19 protein-coding genes and 1 riboswitch are annotated in these 20,173 nt (G+C 64.6%); of the genes, 14 read left to right on the top strand and 5 right to left on the bottom strand.

Features of this window, described 5'->3' with window-relative positions:
• Window positions 1-154: 154 nt before the first annotated feature.
• The 4 genes from V9K97_RS11755 to V9K97_RS11740 form a co-directional block, all read right to left on the bottom strand.
• On the bottom strand, window positions 155-925 hold the full coding sequence (locus V9K97_RS11755; protein ID WP_157616076.1) for an SDR family oxidoreductase: 771 nt from the start codon (window positions 923-925) through the stop codon (window positions 155-157).
• Between the two features lie 67 nt (window positions 926-992).
• A complete protein-coding gene (locus V9K97_RS11750) occupies window positions 993-1,904 on the bottom strand; it encodes a pseudouridine synthase (RefSeq protein ID WP_337318161.1) in 912 nt (303 codons plus the stop codon).
• A complete protein-coding gene (locus V9K97_RS11745) occupies window positions 1,901-3,211 on the bottom strand; it encodes a leucine-rich repeat-containing protein kinase family protein (RefSeq protein WP_337318159.1) in 1,311 nt (436 codons plus the stop codon). Before V9K97_RS11745 ends, V9K97_RS11750 begins: the two co-directional genes overlap by 4 nt.
• Before the next feature lie 17 nt (window positions 3,212-3,228).
• On the bottom strand, window positions 3,229-4,299 hold the full coding sequence (locus V9K97_RS11740; RefSeq protein WP_337318157.1) for an MBL fold metallo-hydrolase: 1,071 nt from the start codon (window positions 4,297-4,299) through the stop codon (window positions 3,229-3,231).
• Between the two features lie 121 nt (window positions 4,300-4,420).
• Here V9K97_RS11740 and V9K97_RS11735 point away from each other — a divergent pair, with 121 nt between their 5' ends.
• The 10 genes from V9K97_RS11735 to iaaH all read left to right on the top strand — a co-directional run bounded on the left by V9K97_RS11735 (window position 4,421) and on the right by iaaH (window position 15,289).
• A complete protein-coding gene (locus V9K97_RS11735; RefSeq protein ID WP_157616072.1) occupies window positions 4,421-4,819 on the top strand; it encodes a MerR family transcriptional regulator in 399 nt (132 codons plus the stop codon).
• A 53-nt stretch (window positions 4,820-4,872) separates the two neighbouring features.
• On the top strand, window positions 4,873-5,652 hold the full coding sequence (can, locus tag V9K97_RS11730; RefSeq protein ID WP_258502507.1) for a carbonate dehydratase: 780 nt from the start codon (window positions 4,873-4,875) through the stop codon (window positions 5,650-5,652).
• A gap of 4 nt (window positions 5,653-5,656) precedes the next feature.
• The gene (gene aceK / locus V9K97_RS11725) at window positions 5,657-7,477 is read left to right on the top strand and encodes a bifunctional isocitrate dehydrogenase kinase/phosphatase (RefSeq protein ID WP_337318155.1); all 1,821 of its coding nucleotides are present in this window, start codon (window positions 5,657-5,659) and stop codon (window positions 7,475-7,477) included.
• Window positions 7,478-7,528: 51 nt separating this feature from the next.
• Window positions 7,529-8,713 (top strand): acetyl-CoA C-acyltransferase, encoded by a 1,185-nt coding sequence (locus V9K97_RS11720; RefSeq protein WP_337318154.1) that lies wholly within the window; start codon window positions 7,529-7,531, stop codon window positions 8,711-8,713.
• Window positions 8,714-8,872: 159 nt separating this feature from the next.
• Window positions 8,873-9,493, top strand: coding sequence for a hypothetical protein (locus tag V9K97_RS11715; RefSeq protein ID WP_337318152.1), 621 nt, complete (start codon window positions 8,873-8,875; stop codon window positions 9,491-9,493).
• Window positions 9,494-9,568: 75 nt separating this feature from the next.
• Window positions 9,569-10,375 (top strand): hypothetical protein, encoded by an 807-nt coding sequence (locus tag V9K97_RS11710; RefSeq protein ID WP_337318151.1) that lies wholly within the window; start codon window positions 9,569-9,571, stop codon window positions 10,373-10,375.
• A gap of 66 nt (window positions 10,376-10,441) precedes the next feature.
• Window positions 10,442-11,692, top strand: coding sequence for a glutamate carboxypeptidase (locus V9K97_RS11705; RefSeq protein ID WP_337318149.1), 1,251 nt, complete (start codon window positions 10,442-10,444; stop codon window positions 11,690-11,692).
• A gap of 33 nt (window positions 11,693-11,725) precedes the next feature.
• Window positions 11,726-12,856 (top strand): acyl-CoA dehydrogenase family protein, encoded by a 1,131-nt coding sequence (locus V9K97_RS11700; RefSeq protein ID WP_337318147.1) that lies wholly within the window; start codon window positions 11,726-11,728, stop codon window positions 12,854-12,856.
• The gene (locus V9K97_RS11695; RefSeq protein WP_337318146.1) at window positions 12,853-13,692 is read left to right on the top strand and encodes a metallophosphoesterase; all 840 of its coding nucleotides are present in this window, start codon (window positions 12,853-12,855) and stop codon (window positions 13,690-13,692) included. Before V9K97_RS11700 ends, V9K97_RS11695 begins: the two co-directional genes overlap by 4 nt.
• A gap of 88 nt (window positions 13,693-13,780) precedes the next feature.
• Window positions 13,781-15,289: an indoleacetamide hydrolase gene (iaaH, locus tag V9K97_RS11690; RefSeq protein ID WP_337318144.1), complete on the top strand. Its 1,509-nt coding sequence runs from the start codon at window positions 13,781-13,783 to the stop codon at window positions 15,287-15,289.
• Window positions 15,290-15,305: 16 nt separating this feature from the next.
• On the opposite strand, the gene V9K97_RS11685 is transcribed toward iaaH, so the two are convergent.
• Window positions 15,306-16,040 (bottom strand): helix-turn-helix transcriptional regulator, encoded by a 735-nt coding sequence (locus V9K97_RS11685; RefSeq protein ID WP_337318142.1) that lies wholly within the window; start codon window positions 16,038-16,040, stop codon window positions 15,306-15,308.
• A 134-nt stretch (window positions 16,041-16,174) separates the two neighbouring features.
• Between V9K97_RS11685 and V9K97_RS11680 the strand changes: the two genes are divergently transcribed.
• The 4 genes from V9K97_RS11680 to V9K97_RS11665 all read left to right on the top strand — a co-directional run bounded on the left by V9K97_RS11680 (window position 16,175) and on the right by V9K97_RS11665 (window position 19,873).
• Window positions 16,175-16,603 carry a YchJ family protein gene (locus V9K97_RS11680; RefSeq protein ID WP_258502498.1) on the top strand — a complete coding sequence of 143 codons (429 nt, stop codon included), beginning with the start codon at window positions 16,175-16,177 and terminating at the stop codon, window positions 16,601-16,603.
• A 26-nt stretch (window positions 16,604-16,629) separates the two neighbouring features.
• Window positions 16,630-16,735: riboswitch (TPP riboswitch) on the top strand.
• Window positions 16,736-16,821: 86 nt separating this feature from the next.
• Window positions 16,822-18,705, top strand: coding sequence for a phosphomethylpyrimidine synthase ThiC (gene thiC, locus V9K97_RS11675; protein ID WP_337318140.1), 1,884 nt, complete (start codon window positions 16,822-16,824; stop codon window positions 18,703-18,705).
• A 55-nt stretch (window positions 18,706-18,760) separates the two neighbouring features.
• Window positions 18,761-19,453 carry an HAD family hydrolase gene (locus V9K97_RS11670; protein ID WP_337318139.1) on the top strand — a complete coding sequence of 231 codons (693 nt, stop codon included), beginning with the start codon at window positions 18,761-18,763 and terminating at the stop codon, window positions 19,451-19,453.
• A 93-nt stretch (window positions 19,454-19,546) separates the two neighbouring features.
• Complete coding sequence (locus tag V9K97_RS11665; RefSeq protein ID WP_281151671.1) at window positions 19,547-19,873, top strand: thioredoxin family protein; 327 nt, start codon at window positions 19,547-19,549, stop codon at window positions 19,871-19,873.
• The last annotated feature ends 300 nt before the right edge of the window (window positions 19,874-20,173 follow it).

Raw genomic sequence — 20,173 nt, 5'->3', positions numbered from 1 at the left:
ACTTCCTCGGTCGTATCGACCTCGAAAGTGTTTCCCATGTCCTCGCACACCTGTGACCCACGTCCCCGGTCCATACAGCGAAGCAAAGAAAGTGAGTCGCCCGCCGGGGCGAGACCCGGCCTCGGAACTCAAAAAAACCAAAGAAGCAAAAGACTCAACGCGCGTGCGTCACCCCCCCATCCACCACCAACGTAGACCCCATCACATAGTCCCCCGCCCGAGAGGCCAAATAAATAGCCGCCCCAGCCATATCCTCCGGCACCCCAATTCTCCCCGCAGGAATCCGCTCCTTCACCTCATCCCCATGGTCCCGCGCCAGCTTGTTCATGTCCGAAGCAAACGCCCCAGGCGCAATCGCACTCACCACAATCCGCTCCTGCGCCAGCCGCAGCGCCATCCGCCGAGTCAGCTGAATCAGCCCAGCCTTGCTCGCCGCATACGAATAAGTCTCCTGCGGGTTCACTGAAATGCCGTCGATCGAAGCAATGTTGATGACCTTGGCCAAGTGATCGGTCGCTGCCTTCTTGAGCATCGGCGTCAGCGCCTTGGTCAAGAAGAAGGGCGTCTTCAGGTTCAGGTCCACCACCTTGTCCCAGCCGCTCTCGGGAAACTCGTCATACGGCGCGCCCCACGCCGCACCGGCATTGTTCACCAGGATGTCGAGCGAGTCCTCATGCTTGGCATAGGCATCGACCAGCGCCTGCGCGCCTTCCAGTGTCGACACGTCGGCCGGCAAAGACACGCAATGCCCGAACGCCGAAAGCTCCTTGGCGGTCTGGTCGCAGGCGGCGGCCTTGCGGGCGGAGATGTACACGCGCGCGCCCTGGGCCAGAAAGCCCTCGGCGATCATGCGGCCGATGCCGCGCGAGCCGCCGGTGATCAAGGCGCTGCGGCCCTTCAGCGAGAAGAGTTGGGTGGTGTCCATGGTGCAGGTGTCTCCTGAATGAAAGATTTCAGGAAACGAGCTTAGTGCGCCGCGTGCGCGCAGCGCGTCACCTTGGCGGCAGCGACAGGCTCCGGGGGCTCGTGAAAGTGCGCAGCTCGCCGCTTACGGGGTCTTGAAACGCCACTGACTTGGCCAGCAGCTGCAAGGGCTTGTCGAAGTCGTCGCTGTCGGGCGGCAGCAGGGTGGGGTAGATCGGGTCGTTGACGATCGGCATGCCCAGCGCCATGCAATGCACTCGCAACTGGTGCTTGCGCCCGGTGACCGGCGAAAGCTTCAGCAGGGCGTAACCATCGGCCTCCTGCTCCACGGCGATGCGCGTTTCCGAATTGGGCTCGCCGGCTTCTTCCTTCACGCGCATGAAATGCTCGTCGTCGACCAGCCGGCTGCAGTAGGTGCCGGGCACCGACGACACGCCCGGTTGCCACGGCACCACGGCTTCGTAGTGCTTGGCGATGCGGCGCTCGGGAAACATGGCCTGGTAGGCGCCCCGGGTTCCGGGTCGCACCGAAAAAAGCACCAGCCCCGCCGTGCTGCGGTCGATGCGGTGCAGCGGCACCAGGTCGTCGAGCTTCAGCTTGCGCTTGAGCCTCACCAGCAGGCTTTCCTGCAGGTACTTACCGGTAGGCGTTACGGGCAGGAAGGGCGGCTTGTCGACCACCACGAGCTGGTCATCCTGAAACAGCACCTGTTCGTCGAATGGAATGCGCACCTCGGCGTCGAGTGTTCGGTAGTAGTACACGCGCAGCGGTGCCTGGTATCGGCGCTGCGCGGTCACGGGCGCCCCGTGCTCGTCGATCACGTCACCGGCCTCGATGCGCGCCATCCAGGCCTCGCGCGAGATCGCCGGAAAGCGTTCGATCAAGAACTCGACGATGGTGGGCCAGTGGCCTTGCGGCAGGCCGACGCAGCTTGGGCCGACCCCGTCGCGCGTGGGCAGCGGCAAGCGTGGCCCTGTCATCGCGAGAGCTCGCCCTGGAGCAGCGACAACGCCTCGGCGAACGACGGCCGCGCCGCCACGCCGGGCTGCATGCAGCGGTCTTTCAATGCGGCCATGGCCTCCGGTGGTGTGTCGCTGCAGCGGTCGAGCAGCTCTTCCAGCAGGCAGCCGAAGGCGCGCATCTCCAGCCGTTGCAACGCCCCGATTTGCGTCGGGGCGAGCGCGCCGGTCATCCAGGCAGCGCCGAAGTCGCCGAGCAGCCCGTCGCCCTGTGCGCTCCACAGGATGTTGTGCGCATAGAGGTCGCCGTGCAAGATGCCGCGCGCATGCAGATGCTGCATGGCGGACGCGATGTCGCGCGCAATGCGCAACGCCACGTCGGAAGTCCATTGCGCATCGGCCGCGTAGACGTCGCGCGTGCACGATGCCAGGCTCGGCGGGCCCGCGAGCGTGCGAAAAGATGGGTCCACCAGCGCCATGACCAAGCCTTCGGTGCCTTCCGGGTGACCGTCGATCCGGCTTTGCGCGGCAATCAATGTCGGATGCGCGCCGGCTGCGATGCTGGCGGCCATTTCGCTGTGGGGCCAGCCGTCGCTCGTCACGGCGCCCTTGAACAGCTTGACGGCCACGGGCTGCGACGCTGGGCCGAGCGTTGCTTGATGAATGACGCCTGATGCACCTTCGCCGAGCTTCAGGCCCAGCGCCAGATCGCGCCAGTCGACGTGCGGCACCGATTGCGCCGCAATGGCAGCGTCTTCGGCCTGCGCATCGAAAGGGTTGCCCGCGCCCGCGAGCCATGAAAGGCGCGGCAGCGAGAGCAGCCACCCGGGCAGCGCCTCGAAGCGGTTGGCCGAGATGCGCAGCAGTTCGAGCTGGCTGCAGGCCGCCAGCGATTCCGGCAGCGCGCGCAGTCGATTGCCGGCGAGCATGAGCTTCTGCATTCGCGTGCACTGGCCGATGGTCTCGGGCAACGTCTCGACCTGGTTGTCCGTCAGGATCAGCCAGCGCAGGGAGGGCAACTGCAGCGCGGCAGCGGGCACGTTGCGGATGCGGTTGGCCTTGAAGCCGACCATCTCCAGGCCCTCGCACCCGCCGATGGATTCAGGCAACTCCGTGAAGCGGTTGTCGGAGCAGAACAGCACGCGCAGGCGGTGCAGCCGGTCCAGATCGTCGGGCAGCGCATTGAGCGCGTTGCCCGAAAGGTTCAAGACCTCGAGCGAGTCCGCCAGGTCATAAATCTCGCGCGGAAACTCCGTGAGTCCGCACGAGAGATCGATTCGTTTGGCGCCAGCCAGCCGGCCGGCGCGCAGCTCAGCCAGCGTGTCCATCCGGCAAGTCTAAATCCCTACGCCGCGGCGCTGCGGGCTCCGAAGCGGTAGATGCCGTCCGGCCCCAGTTCGCGCCTGACCTGGCCCGAGAACCACAGCAGGTGCAGGTGCGCCACCGTCTCGCCCATGGCAAAGGTCATCTGGTGCAGGTCGAGTTCGCGCTTGAACAGGATGGGCAGGCCCTCGGCCGCGGTCAGCGGGCGGGCCGTGCAGGCTTCGAGCAGTTCGGCCAGCCGGTCGCGGTGGTGCTCCTGCAGCTGGTCCACGCGGCGGTGAATGCCGGTGAACGGCTTGCCGTGCGAAGGCAGGCCCAGCGTGTCGGCGGGCAGCGCCTTGAATTTGTCGATGCTGTCCAGGAAGAGCCGCAGCGAGTTGGCTTCGGGCTCCCCCGAATGCACGCTCACGTTGGTCGAAATGCGCGGCAGCATCATGTCGCCGCCCAGCAGGAGCTTCAGCTCGTCGCAGTAGAGCGCAATGTGCTCGGGCGCATGGCCGTAGCCGCTGATGCAGCGCCAGGCGTGGCCGTTGATGGTGACCGTGTCGCCGTCCATCATGCGCGTGAAGCGATCGGGCACCGAAGGCACCATGTTGGCGTAGTAGTTGGTGCGGGCGCGAATCTTGGCCACCGCCTCCGGATCGGTCAGGCCATGCGACGCAAAGAAGCTGGCGGCCTGGTCGCCGCCGGCCAGCGTGTCGCCGGCGGAGGTCAGCACGCGGGCCACGTGGTAGTCGGTCGAGCTGATCCACAGCGGCGCGTTCCAGCGCTTGCACAGCCAGTCGGCCAGGCCGATGTGGTCGGGATGCATGTGCGTGACGATTACGCGCAGGATCGGCAGGCCTTGCAGCTGCGTTTCGAACACCTGCTCCCATTGCGCGCGGGCTTCGTCGTGGGCAATGCAGCAGTCCACCACGGTCCAGCCCTCGACGCCGTCGATGCTGTCGCGCAGCAGCCAGAGGTTGATGTGGTCGAGCGCAAACGGCAGCCGCATGCGGATCCATCGCACGCCCGGCGCGACTTCCAGTGCTTCGCCAGGCGCGGGCAGGGTGTCGCCCAGGGGGTAGTGGAGTTCGCGTTCGAGGAGGTTCATGTAAGATTGACGTTTACGTAAACGTCATGGTTAGGGGCACCATTGTAGGGAGACCGGGGCAAACCTGCTGTCGCCACCGCAACGCCCCTCCGGATGGCTCTTCGACCGATTCCAGACATACATGTCCGCGCAAACCTTCACCATCAGCCAGCTCGCGAAGGAGTTCGACCTGACGACGCGCGCCATTCGCTTCTATGAAGACATGGGGCTGCTGACGCCGGAGCGGGCCGGCATGCAGCGCGTCTACAGCGCGCGCGACCGGGCGCGGCTCACGCTCACGCTGCGCGCCAAGCGGCTGGGCCTGAGCCTGACGGAGGCCAAGGAAATCCTCGACATGTACGACAGCCCGCGCGACACCGTGGCGCAGCTGCAGAAGTTTCTCGGCGTGCTGGGCGCGCACCGCGCCCAGCTGGAAGAGCAGCTTGCCGAACTGCAGGCCAACCTGGCCGAAGTGCGCGAGCATGAGAAAAAAGGCCGCGCAGCACTGGCCAAGGCCCAGCGGTCGGCCAAGGCAGCCTGACAGGGTACCCAAGACACACCGCATCCGAATCACGACTCATCGACAATCACGCCATGTCCGACAATCTTGATGACCTCTTTGCCCACAACCGTGCCTGGTCCGCACAAATGGAACGCGACCGGCCCGGCTTCTTCACCAGCCTGGTGAAGCAGCAGACGCCGCGCTACATGTGGATTGGCTGTTCCGACAGCCGCGTGCCCGCCAACCAGATCACCGGCCTCGAGCCCGGCGAGGTGTTCGTGCACCGCAACGTCGCCAACATCGTGGTGCATTCCGACCTGAACGCGCTCTCGGCCATTCAATTCGCGGTCGAGCACCTGAAGGTCGAGCACATCATGGTGGTGGGCCACTACGGCTGCGCGGGCGTCAAGGCGGCGCTCAGCGGCAAGCGCATCGGCCTGGCCGACAACTGGATCCGCCACATCCAGGACGTGCGCGACCGCCACGCCGTGATGCTCGACAGCCTGCCTGAAGACGTGCGCGTCGATGCGCTGTGCGAGCTCAACGTGGCCGAGCAGGTGGTCAACGTGGCCGTCAGCACCGTCATGGTCGATGCCTGGGGACGCGGCCAGAAGGTCAAGATCCACGGCTGGACCTTCGGCGTGCACGACGGCCTGCTGCAGGACCTGGGCCTGAACGTCGACGGCGCCAAGCCGCTGGACGCGGTGTACAAGGCGGCGGTTCAGCGCATTCGCTACAAATGGAGCAAGCCGCTGGGCGCGTCGCCGTCCGGCCAGGCGGGCGCCGACGGAATCGCCGTTGAAGCCATTCCGGCCATTTCAGCCGTACAAGCCGTCCAGGCCGCTGCAGGCGACGAAACGAAAACCGGCTGAACCCATGTTCCCGCAGCGCCTCGATTCGCCGCTGGCTTACGACATCGCCAAGGCGATGATCGATGGGTTCAACCGCCATTACAGCCTCTTCCGCGCCGAATCGGCCCGTGCCAAGCATCGCTTTGAAACGGCCGACTGGCACGGCCAGCAGCGCGCGCAGCGCGAGCGCATCGAGTTCTATGACCTGCGGGTGAACGAAGCCGTGGCCCGGCTCGAGAAGGAGTTCAAGGCCGGCGACCAGCCGATGGAGGTGTGGCACCAGGTCAAGCTGCACTTCATCGGCCTTCTGGTGGACCACCACCAGCCCGAGCTGGCCGAGAGCTTCTTCAACTCGGTCACGACGAAGATCCTGCACCGCGCCTACTTTCAGAACGACTTCATCTTCGTTCGGCCGGCCATCAGCACCGAATACATCGAGCCGCGCGGCGCGCCCACGTACAGGCCCTACTACCCATCGCACGACACGCTGGCCGACACCATCGAGCAGATGCTGGACGACTACGGCCTGCAGGGCAGCTTTGCCAACAAGCGGCGCGATGCCGAGCGCGTGGCGCACGCGATCATGGGGCGCTTCCACCAGGTGAAGCTGCGCGCCAACTTCCAGATCCAGGTGCTGTCGGGGCTGTTCTACCGCAACAAGGGCGCCTATGTGGTCGGCAAGATCATGAACGGTTTTGTCGAACTGCCGTTCTCGCTGCCCATACTGCACGACAGGCATGGCAAGTTCTACGTGGATGCGGCGCTCTTCGGCGAAGACGACCTGCAGATGCTCTTCAGCTTTGCGCGCGCCTACTTCATGGTCGACATGGAAGTGCCCTCGGCGTGCGTGCAGTTCCTGCGCTCGCTCATGCCGCGCAAGCCGCGCGCTGAAATCTACAACGCGCTGGGCCTCGCAAAGCAGGGCAAGACGCTGTTCTACCGCGACTTTCTTTCGCACCTCAACTATTCGAGCGACCGCTTCCGCATTGCACCGGGCATCAAGGGCATGGTCATGCTGGTGTTCGACCTGCCTTCGTTTCCTTTCGTCTTCAAGGTCATCAAGGACTTCTATCCGCCGCAGAAAGACACCACGCGCGAGCAGATCAAGGGCAAGTACCTGCTGGTGAAGCAGCACGACCGCGTCGGCCGCATGGCCGACACGCTGGAGTACAGCGACGTGGGTTTTCCGCTCGACCGCTTCGAGCCCGAGCTGATCGACGAAATCCAGAAGTTCGCGCCCAGCCAGCTCGAGATTGCCGACCGCGACGGCAACGGGGAGATGGAGCTGGTGCTCAAGCACGTCTACATCGAGCGCCGCATGATCCCGCTCAACATCTTTCTGCAGGAAGCCTTCGACACGCTGGCCAACCCGGAGAGCCCGGCGCATGCCAAGCGCGCGCAAGAGCAGCTGGAACACGCGGTCGTCGAATACGGCAACGCCATCAAGGACATGGTGGCCGCCAACATCTTTCCTGGCGACATGCTGTGGAAGAACTTCGGCGTCACGCGCGGAGGCAAGGTCGTGTTCTACGACTACGACGAAATCGAATACATCACCGATTGCCAGTTCCGCAAGGTGCCCGCGGCGCGCAACGAGGAAGACGAGATGAGCGGCGAGGTCTGGTACTCAGTGGGCCCGAAAGACGTGTTTCCCGAGACCTTCGGCCCTTTCCTGCTGGGCAACGACGCGGTGCGCGAAGCCTTCATGGCGCACCACGCCGACCTGCTCGACGCCGCCTTCTGGCAGCACCACAAGGAACGCATCCAGGCCGGGCAGATGCTCGATGTGTTCCCGTACGAAGAAGCGCAGCGGTTTCCGCACGACGGACACGCGACGCATTTTTGATTGAGACCCCGGTCCACCGCGACACCTTTCAACTTTCCGAAGGAGATCACCATGTCCGAATCCATCGTCATCGTCGGCGCCGCCCGCACCCCCATGGGTAGCTTCCAGGGCGACTTTTCTTCCCTCTCCGCGCACGACCTCGGCGGCGCCGCCATCAAGGCCGCCGTGGAGCGCGCCGGCATTGCACCTGACAGCGTCGGCGAAGTGCTGTTCGGCAACTGCCTCATGGCCGGCCAAGGCCAGGCGCCGGCGCGCCAGGCGGCCTACAAGGGCGGCCTGCCCGACAGCGCGGGCGCGGTCACGCTCAGCAAGATGTGCGGCTCGGCCATGAAGGCCGCCATGCTCGCGCATGATTTGCTGCTGGCCGGCACGCACGAGGTGATGGTGGCAGGCGGCATGGAAAGCATGACCAACGCGCCCTACCTCATGCTCAAGGGCCGCGGCGGCTACCGCATGGGCCACGACAAGATCTATGACCACATGATGCTCGACGGCCTCGAAGACGCCTACCAGCCGGGCCGCTCGATGGGCACCTTCGGCGAAGACTGCGCCGCCAAGTACAAGTTCACGCGCGAGCAGCAAGACGCCTTTGCCATTGCCAGCGTGCAGCGCGCCAAGGCGGCCACCGAGTCCGGCGCGTTCAAGGACGAGATCACGCCCGTCACCGTGAAGGGCCGCGGCGGCGACACCGTCATTTCCATCGACGAGGGTCCGGGCAAGGTCAAGCTCGACAAGATTGCCACGCTCAAGCCCGCGTTCAAGAAAGAGAACGGCACCATCACCGCCGCATCGAGCTCGTCGATCAACGACGGTGCCGCGGCGCTGGTGATGATGACCGAGTCGCACGCGAAGAAGATCGGCGCCAAGCCCATCGCGCGCATCGTCGGCCATGCCACGCATGCGCAGCAGCCCGAGTGGTTTTCCACTGCGCCGGTCGGCGCCGTGGCCAAGCTGTTCAAGAAGACCGGCTGGACGGTCAAGGACGTCGATCTGTGGGAAGTGAACGAAGCTTTCGCCGTGGTGCCGATGGCTCTGATGCATGAGCTCGACGTGTCGCACGAAATCGTCAACGTGAACGGCGGCGCCTGTGCGCTGGGCCACCCCATCGGCGCCAGCGGCGCGCGCATCATGGTCACGCTCATTCATGCGCTGAAGGCGCGCGGCAAGAAGCGCGGCGTGGCCACGCTGTGCATCGGCGGCGGCGAAGGCACCGCTGTGGCACTCGAATTGACGTAGGGCTAGCGGTTTATTAGCTATCTGTTGAATTCCATTAATAATTCATATTTGTAAACAATAGATCGCCGATTTATTTCAATCTTGATTCCCTGATATTATTTGAGCGCCAGCAAGCGTCACAGTGGGACGAACGCCATGTGTGAATGATCAGGAGAAGGAATGAATGCAAGAAGTGCAGCAGGGTACATGCTGGTTGTGCAACGTGATGTGCCGTTCGGTAAAATATCACAGCGGCTGCTTGGCGCATTAAAAATATTCTCCTTGTTTATTGTGGCGATCTTGGCGATGGTTACGGCATTGCCAAAATTTCGCATTGATCTTGCGACTGCGAATTCTGATGAATTGCTTTTGAAGTTAAGCGCACTGGGTGGCGAAGGTGCGGCTGTTTTGTGCAATCCAAAAAAAATAGAAGATTATCTTTCAATTCGAATCGATGAGAGAGGAGTGGGTGCTGCGACGGTTGAAAATTTTCCTGTTGCTATAAGTTCAATAAATCAATTGGTCTCCGGGAGTTATTGGAAATTCCAGGCGGATGCCGGCACTGTATGTAGACTGCAATTGCAAATAGCCGGTCGGCAATTCTGTGATACGGATTCCCCGCGTGTTCAACGGTTGATCGGTCGCCGTGTGCAAATTCAATTGCCTATCCCTGGCGAAGCCGGTTCTTACGATCACGGGTATGAGTTGGCGCGCAATTCCAAGGAATGGTCGGTTATCGGATGGCGTGAACTTAGCCGATCGTGCCCGGGGAATGTTGAAATTGCTGCCATTAGCCGTTGAATGAAAACGCGGGAGTATCTGTCGTTGCCGTGGCCAGCGTTGCTCGCGGGAGCGGTTTTTTTTGCCGCATCAAGCATGATGCTGTACGAATCGACACGTGAGTACTTTCCTCGCCTCAATTTGCGCGCATTTGATCCTCGACGTGCCGAGTTGCTGAGTGTCGAGCAGCGGGCCACTTATGAATTGGAGTTGTTCAGCGAACTGTCCCAATGGAATCGTCCTAGCCGCCGTTACCCAACCGCGGCCGGAGTTGGTCAACGCGAGAAGCGATGGAGGCTGCTGGCGGACGAAGGGCTCGAGTTAGCGCACGTCGCTTTGCAGGTGCTTCAGCCCGACGGGGGGTTCGTCTATCCGCTGGACGGGCCAATGGAGCGCTTGCTTACCCTAGCGCAGGGAGGGGATTCCGGTGCAATGTGTCTGATGACCGGGTTGATCCGCCAAGTCAAGCGTTCGAGCTTGTCTGCGAAGCATTCCGAATTGGCAATGAAGTGGTTGAAACTGGGTGCCGAGCGCGGTCACGCAGAGTGCCAGTTGCAGTTGGGCCGTCGCCTGATTCTCGGTGAGGATGGGGTAACCAAAAATGCAGCGCGTGGCCTAGCCCTAGAACTCGAAGCACGAAGAGATGGATACGCTCATGACGTGGACGGGCTGGTGTCGCACTTTCAACAACGATGGTCGAATGAGGCCATCAATCTCACAGCGCTGTATTGCTGGCTGTCGATCGATGCTCAGTCGCGCTTGACTGATGGGCCGCGGAACATGCTGCGACTTCTACGTGTCGAGGCGCACCGCCTCGATTCCGAGGAACTCATACGCCTCACAAGCCAGCTTGAGAACGCGCACTTTTCCTTGCAGGCATGCGTGGAATTGAGTCGCGGCTAAGGTTCTCCGTGGCGGCCGGAGCGATGCCTAAAATGCCAGCTTCGTGCACACTTGGAGTTCTCGTTCATGTATTCGGCCATCCTTCGCAACAGCATCATCACGGTGGCCGCTTCGATCTTCCTTGCGCCCGCCGCCGGCTGGGCGCAGAAACGCGACAACGTGCTCTTCCAGGCCGCGACCGATGCGCAGCCCGCGGTGCTCAAGACGCTGGAGCAGCTCGTCAACATCGAAACCGGCACGGGCGATGCCGAAGGCATTGCGGCTGCCGGCAACTATCTCGAGGCCGAACTCAAGAACCTCGGCTTCACCGTCACGCGCAGCAAGTCGGCCGGGCTCGCGGTGGGCGACAACATCGTCGGCAAGATCAAGGGCCGGGGCGGCAAGAACCTGCTGCTGATGTCGCACATGGACACCGTGTACCTCAAGGGCACGCTCGCGAAGGCACCTTTCCGCATCGAAGGCAACAAGGCCTACGGCCCCGGCATTGCCGACGACAAGGGCGGCAACGCCGTCATCCTGCACACGCTGAAGCTGCTCAAGGACTACGGCGTGCGCGACTACGGCACCATCACCGTGCTCTTCAACACCGACGAGGAAAAAGGCTCCTTCGGCTCGCGCGACCTGATCCAGGAAGAAGCCAAGCAGGCCGACTACGTGCTGTCCTTCGAACCCACGGCCGCCGGCGACGAAAAGCTATCGCTCGGCACCTCGGGCATTGCCTACGTACAGGTCAACATCACCGGCAAGGCCTCGCACGCCGGTGCCGCGCCCGACTTGGGCGTGAACGCGCTCGTGGAGGCGTCCGACCTGGTGCTGCGCACCATGAGCATCGACGACAAGGCCAAGCACCTGCGCTTCAACTGGACCATTGCCAAGGCCGGCAGCGTGTCGAACATCATTCCCGCCAGCGCCACGCTCAATGCCGACGTGCGCTACGCGCAGAACGAAGACTTCGAGGCCGCCATGAAGACACTCGAAGAAAAGGCGCAGCAAAAGAAGCTGCCCGAATCCGACGTCAAGGTGTTGATCACGCGCGGCCGTCCGGCCTTCAACGCGGGTGAGGGCGGCAAGAAGCTGGTCGAGAAGGCCGTGGCTTTCTACAAGGAAGCCGGCGGCACGCTGGGCGTCGAGGAACGCACCGGCGGCGGTACCGACGCGGCCTACGCAGCGCTCTCGGGCAAGCCGGTGATCGAAAGCCTCGGCCTGCCGGGCTTCGGGTATCACAGCGACAAGGCTGAATACGTCGACATCAGCGCCATTCCACGGCGCCTGTACATGGCGGCGCGGCTCATCATGGACCTGGGCGCCGGCAAGTAAGCACGCAAGAATAAAAAGACAGGAGACACAGCCATGCTGCTCAGTGCCGACCAGGAAGCCATCCGCGATGCGGTGCGCGATTTTTCGCAGGCCGAACTCTGGCCCAACGCTCCGAACTGGGACCGCGAACACAGCTTTCCGAAGGAAGCACACCAGGGCCTTGCGGCGCTGGGTGCCTACGGCATCTGCGTGCCGGAAGAGCACGGCGGCGCGGGGCTCGACTACCTCACGCTCGCGCTGGTGCTCGAAGAAATCGCGGCCGGCGACGGCGGCACCAGCACGGCCATCAGCGTGACCAACTGCCCGGTCAATGCCATCCTCATGCGCTACGGCAACGCGCAGCAGAAGAAGCAGTGGCTCGAACCGCTGGCGCAAGGGCAAATGCTTGGTGCCTTCTGCCTGACCGAGCCGCAGGCGGGCAGCGATGCGTCGAGCCTGCGCACCACGGCGCGAAAAGATGGAGACGGCTATGTGATCGACGGCGTGAAGCAGTTCATCACCAGCGGCAAGAACGGCCAGGTCGCCATCGTGATTGCGGTAACCGACAAAGGCGCCGGCAAGCGCGGCATGAGCGCGTTCATCGTGCCCACCAATGCGCCCGGCTACAGCGTCGCGCGCCTCGAAGACAAGCTCGGTCAGCACAGCAGCGACACCGCGCAGATCAATTTCGACGGCTGCCGCATCCCGGCGGAAAACCTGATCGGTGCCGAGGGCGAGGGCTACAAGATCGCGCTGGGCGCGCTCGAAGGTGGTCGCATCGGCATTGCGGCGCAAAGCGTGGGCATGGCGCGCAGCGCGTTCGATGTGGCGCTGGCCTACGCCAAGGAGCGCCAGGCCTTCGGCGGTTCGATCTTCGAGCAGCAGGCCGTGGGCTTTCGCCTGGCCGAATGCGCCACGCAACTCGAAGCCGCCCGCCAGCTCATCTGGCACGCCGCGAGCCTGCGCGACGCCGGCCGCCCGTGCCTGAAGGAAGCGGCCATGGCCAAGCTGTTCGCGAGCGAAATGGCCGAGCGCGTGTGCAGCGCCGCCATCCAGACGCTGGGCGGCTACGGCTACGTGAACGACTTTCCGCTCGAGCGCATCTACCGCGACGTGCGGGTGTGCCAGATCTACGAAGGCACGTCGGACATCCAGAAGCTGCTGATTCAACGCGCGCTGGCGTGAGCGCCGGTACGCGCCGCCGGCTGCCGGTGCTCCGGACCGCGGCGGCCGTCCTGCTGCTGGCGCTGGCCGTCTGGACGGTAGCCATCGAGCCGCGCTGGGTCGCGGCACGCGTCGAGCCGTTGAGTTCGGCGCATTGGCAGGCGCCCGCCGGACTCAAGGTGGCCATGGCGGGCGATTGGCATCTCACCACGCGCTCGGCATGGCGCATTACCAGCGTGGAGCGCGCCGCGCGCATCGTCGACCAGATCAACGCCGCGCAGCCCGACGTGATCCTGCTGCCCGGCGACTTTCTTGCGGGTTCGGGTGGCGACGAAGACCTGTCGATCGAGGAAATGGCTGCCGTGCTGGGCCGCCTGAAAGCGCCGCAGGGCGTGTACGCGGTACTCGGCAACCACGACTGGTGGCACGACGGCGTGCGCACGGCGCGGGCCTTGTCTGCACAGGGCATCCGCGTGCTCGAAAACGCCTCGGTGCGCCTGCCGGACCATGACATCTGGGTGGTCGGCATCGGCGACGACTCGACGGGCCATTCACAGCCGGACAAGGCACTGGCCGGCGTGCCGAAGGGCGCCGCCACGCTGGTCATGATGCACGACCCCTTCAGCTTCGCGACGATGCCGCCCACCCGCGGGTTGATGGTGGCCGCGCACACGCACGGCGGGCAGATCAGCGTGCCGGGCTACGGCGCCTTGGTCGTGCCGGGGCGCGCGCCACGCGAGTGGGCCTATGGCTGGATCGCGCACAAGGACAAGCGCATGTACGTGACCAGCGGGCTGGGTGTGAGCATTCTTCCGGTGCGCTTCAACATGCGGCCCGAGTGGGTGATGTTCCAGTAAGGCGTCGAAGCCGTGTCATCGTTCTTGATGACAGACAGGACAGCGCCCTTGGCGCAGCATGTCGGTCTCTTCGTCGAAGGTCCTTGCCATGTCCAATTCCAAACCCTTCTTCTTCGCCGCGGCCCTGCTGTGCCTCGGTGCATCCGCCCAGGCGCAACCCGCCGCCATTGACATCGGCACGCTGACCGCGAGCGATGTCGTGCAGCAGCTCTGCGCCGGCACCCTGACCAGCGAGCAGCTCGTGACAGCGTACCTTGGGAAAGCCAAGGAGAAGGCGAGTCTCAACGCCTTCATCCCGCTCGACGAAGCCGGCGCGCTGACGGCCGCGCGTGCCGCCGATGCCACGCGCAAGCGCGGCGGTGCCTGCAAGCCGCTGGCCGGACTGCCGGTGGTCATCAAGGACAACATCCAGGTGCAGGGCCTGCCCGCCACGGCCGGGTCGCCGGCGCTCAAGGGCTTTGTTCCCAAGGCCGATGCGCCGGTGGTCGCCAAGCTGCGCGCGGCCGGCGCCGTCATTCTCGGCAAGACGAACATGCACGAACTGGCCTTCGGCGTGACCGGCTACAACCCCGCATTCCAGACCGGCCCCGAGGTGGGCGTGCGCAACGCCTACGACGTCAGCCGCGTGGCCGGCGGATCGTCGTCGGGCAACGGCGCGGCGCTCGGCGCACGCATGGCGCCGGCGGCACTGGGCACCGACACGGGCGGCTCGGTGCGAATTCCGTGCGCATTCAACGGCTGCGCTTCGCTGCGTCCGAGCATGGGCCGCTATTCGCAGCGGGGCATCGCGCCGATCTCGCACACCCGCGACACCGCCGGGCCGATGGCGCAGTCGATGGCCGACGTCGCACTGCTCGACAGCGTGATCGCGGGAGGCGCCCCGCTGAAGCCCGCCGACCTGAAGCGCGTGCGGCTCGGCGTGGTGCCGGCTTTCTACGCCAACCTCGACGCCGATACGCGCGCCGCAACCGACGCAGCACTGGCCAAGCTGCGCGCGGCAGGCGTCACGCTGGTCGATGTGGAGATGCCGAAGCTCATGGAACTCAATGGCGCCATCGGCTTTCCGGTCGCGCTCTACGAGGCGAACGACGACATGGTCGCCTACCTCGCGAAATACCGCACCGGCATCGACATCGCGCAGCTGACGGCCGGCATTGCGAGCCCGGACGTCAAGGCCACCTTCGAGGCGTTCGTGATTCCGCGCAAGCTGCCGGCGCCGAATGGCACGGTCGACGCCAAGCCGGCCTACGACAACGCAATGCACGTCGCGCGGCCCGCGTTGCAGAAGCTCTACCGCGACACCTTCGCGCAGCACCGCCTCGATGCGCTGGTGTTTCCCACCGTGCCGCGCGTGGCGCCGCTGGCTGCACCCGAGGCCAGCAGCCCCGAGAACTTCGGCGTGCTGATACAGAACACCGATCCCGGCAGCAACGCCGGCATTCCGGGCGTGCAGCTGCCGTCGGGCCTTGGCGCGACCAGCGGCTTGCCTGTGGGATTGGAACTCGACGGGCCCGCCGGCAGCGATCGAAAGTTGCTCGCCTTGGGACTTGCGGTGGAAAACGTGCTGGGCCGCCTGCCGGCTCCAAAGGCGAAGTAGGGCGCTTTAGGCCGTATCAGCGCTGGGCCCAGCCGGCCAACGCCGAGCGGCGTTCGATGCCGAGCTTGTCGAAGATGCGCCGCAGGTAGGTGCGCACCGTCGGCACGCTCACCGCCATGCGGCGCGCGATTTCCTTGTCGGTCAGTCCTTCGCAGACAGCCTGAGCGACCTCCTGCTCTCGCGCACTCAGGGCACTCCACGGCGCTTCGGCGGGCATTTGCACGGCAGCCGCTTTACCCTGAGCACGCTGCAGCGCACCGATGAAAGCCGGCTCGATCAGGTCGAGCAGTGCCTTTTCATGATCGCCGAAATCGCCGCGGCCTTTGCACCGCCAGATGCGCAGGTCGCCCAGCGCCCGGTTGCCCTCGAACGCATGCAGGTTCATGCCCCAGTGCAGTCCGTCGCGCGAAAGAAAGTCGGTGAAGAATTCTGTGTGCATCAGTTCACGCTGCGGCATCACGTCGGTCACGCGCGTCGCGCGGCGGTGCGACTGCAGCACGAAGGTGATCGGGTCATGGTGCTGATGCCATTCGCCATAGCGGTCGAGGTTGGCAGGGTCCATGTTCAAGGCTACGCGGCCGTCGAACTGACCGGTCTCGGCATTCCAGACGAAGGAGGCGAACTGGTCCGCATGCAGCAGGTCGAGCAGCGCCCGGCCGAGTCGCTCGCGAATGTCGCCTTCGCCTCGGTCTTCCGCCAGCAGCGTGAAAACGCCGCGCAGCGCCTGCTGTTCGGAGCCTGTCAGGTACATCGCCGCCTCGTTCTTTTCGTGTGCAGAAACAAGGCTAACTTCTAGCAAGCACTGCGCCAAGGGTGGATCTCCGGAGGCGCCCCGGGGTTGCCCCATCGGGGGCAGGGCCGCGAGGTGTTCCAATAGAGGCCTTCATGAGCGCCACTGTTCCCACCACCGGACCCTGCCCCTGCGGCCGCACGGACCGTCGAGACAAGCCCATCGGCTATGCCCTGTGCTGCGGCCGCTACCTCGAAGACTTCGAGGGCACGCCCGCGCCGGACGCCGAATCGCTGATGCGTTCGCGCTATACCGCCTTTGTGCTGGAGCGTGGGCCCTACCTGCTTGCCACCTGGCACGCGTCCACGCGGCCGGCGTCGATCGAGTTCGAGCCCGGCGTGAAATGGCTGGGCCTGGACATCCGCTCGCGATCGGTGCTCGACGCCGACCACGCAGAGGTCGAATTCGTCGCCCGGCAGCGCAGCAGCACCGGCACCGCCACGCGGCTGCACGAGCGCAGCCGCTTCGTGCGCGAGGGCGATCGCTGGTTCTACCTCGAAGGCGACTTGCAGACCCCTGGTTGACGCGGCGGGCCGAGGCTCGCACAATCGGCCTCGCTCCGGGGTGCACGCATGTGGCGTGCTGAGATGGCAAAGCTGCCGACCCGCGAACTTGATCCGGGTCATACCGGCGTAAGAAGAGCTGCACTCCCTGACTCCGGTCCGCCACCCACCCACCGTGGCGGCCCAAAGTCCACCGAGCGATTGCGGAGCACCCTTTCCCTCAACAAGGAGCGCCCCGCATGAATGCCCCCGACAAGTTCACCTCCCTGCTCTCGCTCACGCGCGAGCCCTTTCCCGCTTCGCACAAGTGCCTGATTCCGGGCAGCCGGCCCGACCTGAACGTGCCGGTGCGCGACGTGCTGCTGACCAACGGCGAGACCGTGTCGCTCTACGACACCTCGGGCCCCTATACCGATGCCAAGGTCGAGATCGACGTGCGCCGCGGCCTGCCCGACGTGCGCGGTGCGTGGGTGCTGGAGCGCAACGACACCGAAAGCTACGAGGGCCGCACCCACCACGCGCTGGACGACGGGGCCAAGAACGAGGACCGCGACGCCCAGCGCCTGGCCGAACTGCGCGCCGGCGCCTCGGCCCTGCAGCGCACTCCGCGCCGCGCCAAGTCGGGCGCGAACGTGACGCAGATGCACTATGCCCGCCGCGGCATCGTCACCCCCGAGATGGAGTACGTGGCACTGCGCGAGAACGGCAAGCGCGAGTGGATGGCCGAATACCTCGCCAACGAGGAGCGTGCCAAGCGCGTGGCCGGCAATCCCATGGGCGCGAGCATTCCGCGCATCATCACGCCGGAGTTCGTGCGCGACGAAGTGGCGCGCGGCCGCGCGATCATTCCGGCCAACATCAACCACCCCGAAGTCGAGCCGATGGCCATCGGCCGCAACTTCAAGGTGAAGATCAACGCCAACATCGGCAACTCGGCCGTCACTTCGAGCATCGAGGAAGAAGTCGAAAAGCTGGTGTGGGCCATTCGCTGGGGCGCCGACAACGTGATGGATCTTTCGACCGGCAAGAACATCCACACCACGCGCGACTGGATCGTGCGCAACTCGCCGGTGCCCATCGGCACGGTGCCGATCTACCAGGCGCTCGAAAAAGTGGGCGGCGTGGCCGAAGACCTCACGTGGGAGATCTACCGCGACACGCTGATCGAGCAGGCCGAGCAGGGAGTGGACTACTTCACCATTCATGCGGGCCTGCGGCTGCCGTTCATTCACCTGACCGCCGACCGCATGACGGGCATCGTCTCGCGCGGCGGTTCGATCATGGCCAAGTGGTGCATCGCGCACCACAAGGAGAGTTTTCTCTACGAGCACTTCGAAGACATCTGCGACATCATGAAGGCGTACGACGTGAGCTTTTCGCTTGGCGACGGCCTGCGCCCGGGCTCGGGCGCCGACGCCAACGACGAGGCCCAGTTTGCCGAGCTGCGCACCCTGGGCGAGCTCACGCAGATTGCCTGGAAGCACGATGTGCAGACCATGATCGAAGGGCCGGGTCATGTGCCGATGCACATGATCCAGTCGAACATGGACGAGCAGCTCAAGCACTGCCACGAGGCGCCGTTCTACACGCTCGGGCCGCTGACCATCGATATTGCGCCTGGCTACGACCACATTGCGAGCGCCATCGGCGCCGCGATGATCGGCTGGGCCGGCACCGCGATGCTTTGCTACGTGACGCCGAAGGAGCACCTGGGCCTGCCCGACCGCGACGACGTGAAGCAGGGGATCATTGCGTACAAGATCGCTGCGCATGCGGCGGACGTGGCCAAGGGGCATCCGGGCGCGCGTTCGCGCGATGATGCGCTCAGCAAGGCGCGCTTCGAGTTCCGTTGGCAAGACCAGTTCAACCTGGGGCTCGACCCCGACACGGCACGTGAATTCCACGACGAGACGCTGCCCAAGGATTCGAGCAAGGTGGCGCATTTCTGTTCGATGTGCGGCCCGAAATTCTGCTCGATGAAGATCACGCAGGAAGTGCGCGAATACGCCGCCAAGAAAGGTGTGGCCGAGGCGGAAGCCATGGCCGAAGGAATGGCGCAGAAATCCAAGGAGTTCATGGCGGGCGGTGGCGAGATCTACATCCCGATTCAGCCGGTGTCCTGAGTTCGCCCCGGGGTCATTGCTACCATGGAGGGAACTCCCCGAACCCTCCAGCGCAATGACTCCATTCCCTTTCGCCGCAGTTCTCTTCGACTGCGACGGTGTCCTCGTCGATTCAGAACCCATCACCAACCGCGTTCTTGCCGAAATGCTCGGCGAACTCGGTTGGCATCTCACCACCGAAGAGTCGATGAACACCTTCACCGGCAAGGCCGTGAAGGACGAAGCCGCCCTCATCGAATCCAGGACCGGCGTCAAGATCACCGAAGAGTGGCTGAGGGCATTCAGGGCGCGCCGGAACGAAGCCCTCGAACGCGACCTGAGGGCCATTCCCCACGCTCCCGCGGCCATTCGCGAAATTCATGCAAAGCTCAAGGGCCGCATCGCCTGCGCCTCGGGCGCCGACCGCCACAAGGTCGAGCTGCAGCTGGCGAAGGTGGGCCTCATAGACTGTTTCCAGGGCCGCATCTTCAGCGGCCACGAAATGCCGCGTTCCAAGCCGCACCCCGACGTGTACCTTGCCGCCGCCGAAGCTCTGGGCGTCGATCCGAAACGCTGCGCGGTGGTCGAAGACACCGTCACGGGCGCCATGGCCGGCGTGGCCGCGGGCGCCACGGTGTTCGGCTACAGCACCGGCGAATCGGGCCACAGCGGACCCGAGGCGCTGCGCAGCGTCGGCGCGCTGCAGGTGTTCAGCGACATGCGGGAACTGCCCGCGCTGCTTGCCTCGCATGGCATGCAGCCCGCCTAAAAAGCAGGTCGAAAAACCAAGCCCCTGCCGCGAACAAGCCCGCAAAATTTTGGTGCAATGGGCCAAGCAACCCAAGAAAGGAGCCAGATCGCCATGACTTCCGAATACAAGACCGAGCAACCGGCCCGCGCTGAGATCGACGCCCTGAAAGGCCCCGCGGTGGTCGAGTTCGGTACCAATTGGTGCGGCATCTGCAAGGCCGCGCAACCCAATATCGCAGAAGCTTTTGCCAAGTATCCGGACATCCCCCGCATCAAGGTCGAGGACGGCAGCGGCCGCCCGCTGGGGCGCTCGTTCAACGTGCGGCTGTGGCCCACGCTGGTGTTCATGCGCGACGGCAAGGAGGTCGCGAAGCTGGTGCGGCCGGAAGACAGCAAGTCGATTTCGGATGCGCTGGCTTTGATTGCTCAGCCGGGGTGATTGCCCGGGTTCTTTAGCGCTGCTTCTTTCAGGGCGGCGCACCCGCCGACGGGGTGCCTTACTCCGCGAATGTCCCCCGGCCTGCGGCCTCCTCCTTTATTTCGCTGCGCAAGGCACCCCATCGACGGGCGCGTTATCCAGAGCGGTCGCCGATCGAACGGAACAAGCGCAGCGCTCGGTGTGCACAGGGCATCGGGTGCTCCCCGCAGCGAAATAAAGGAGGAGGGGCGCAGCCCCGGGGGACATTCGCGGAGGGGAGTACCCGGTGGCCTTTGCACGCTCCCTGAACAGCAGCCCCCG

Origin of the sequence: Variovorax sp. CCNWLW186, from assembly GCF_037203865.1 — a bacterium.
In the GTDB taxonomy this organism is placed as follows: Bacteria; Pseudomonadota; Gammaproteobacteria; order Burkholderiales; family Burkholderiaceae_C; genus Variovorax.
The sequence above is the reverse complement of the archived record's forward strand: the minus strand, read 5'-3'. Positions and strand labels throughout refer to the sequence as shown.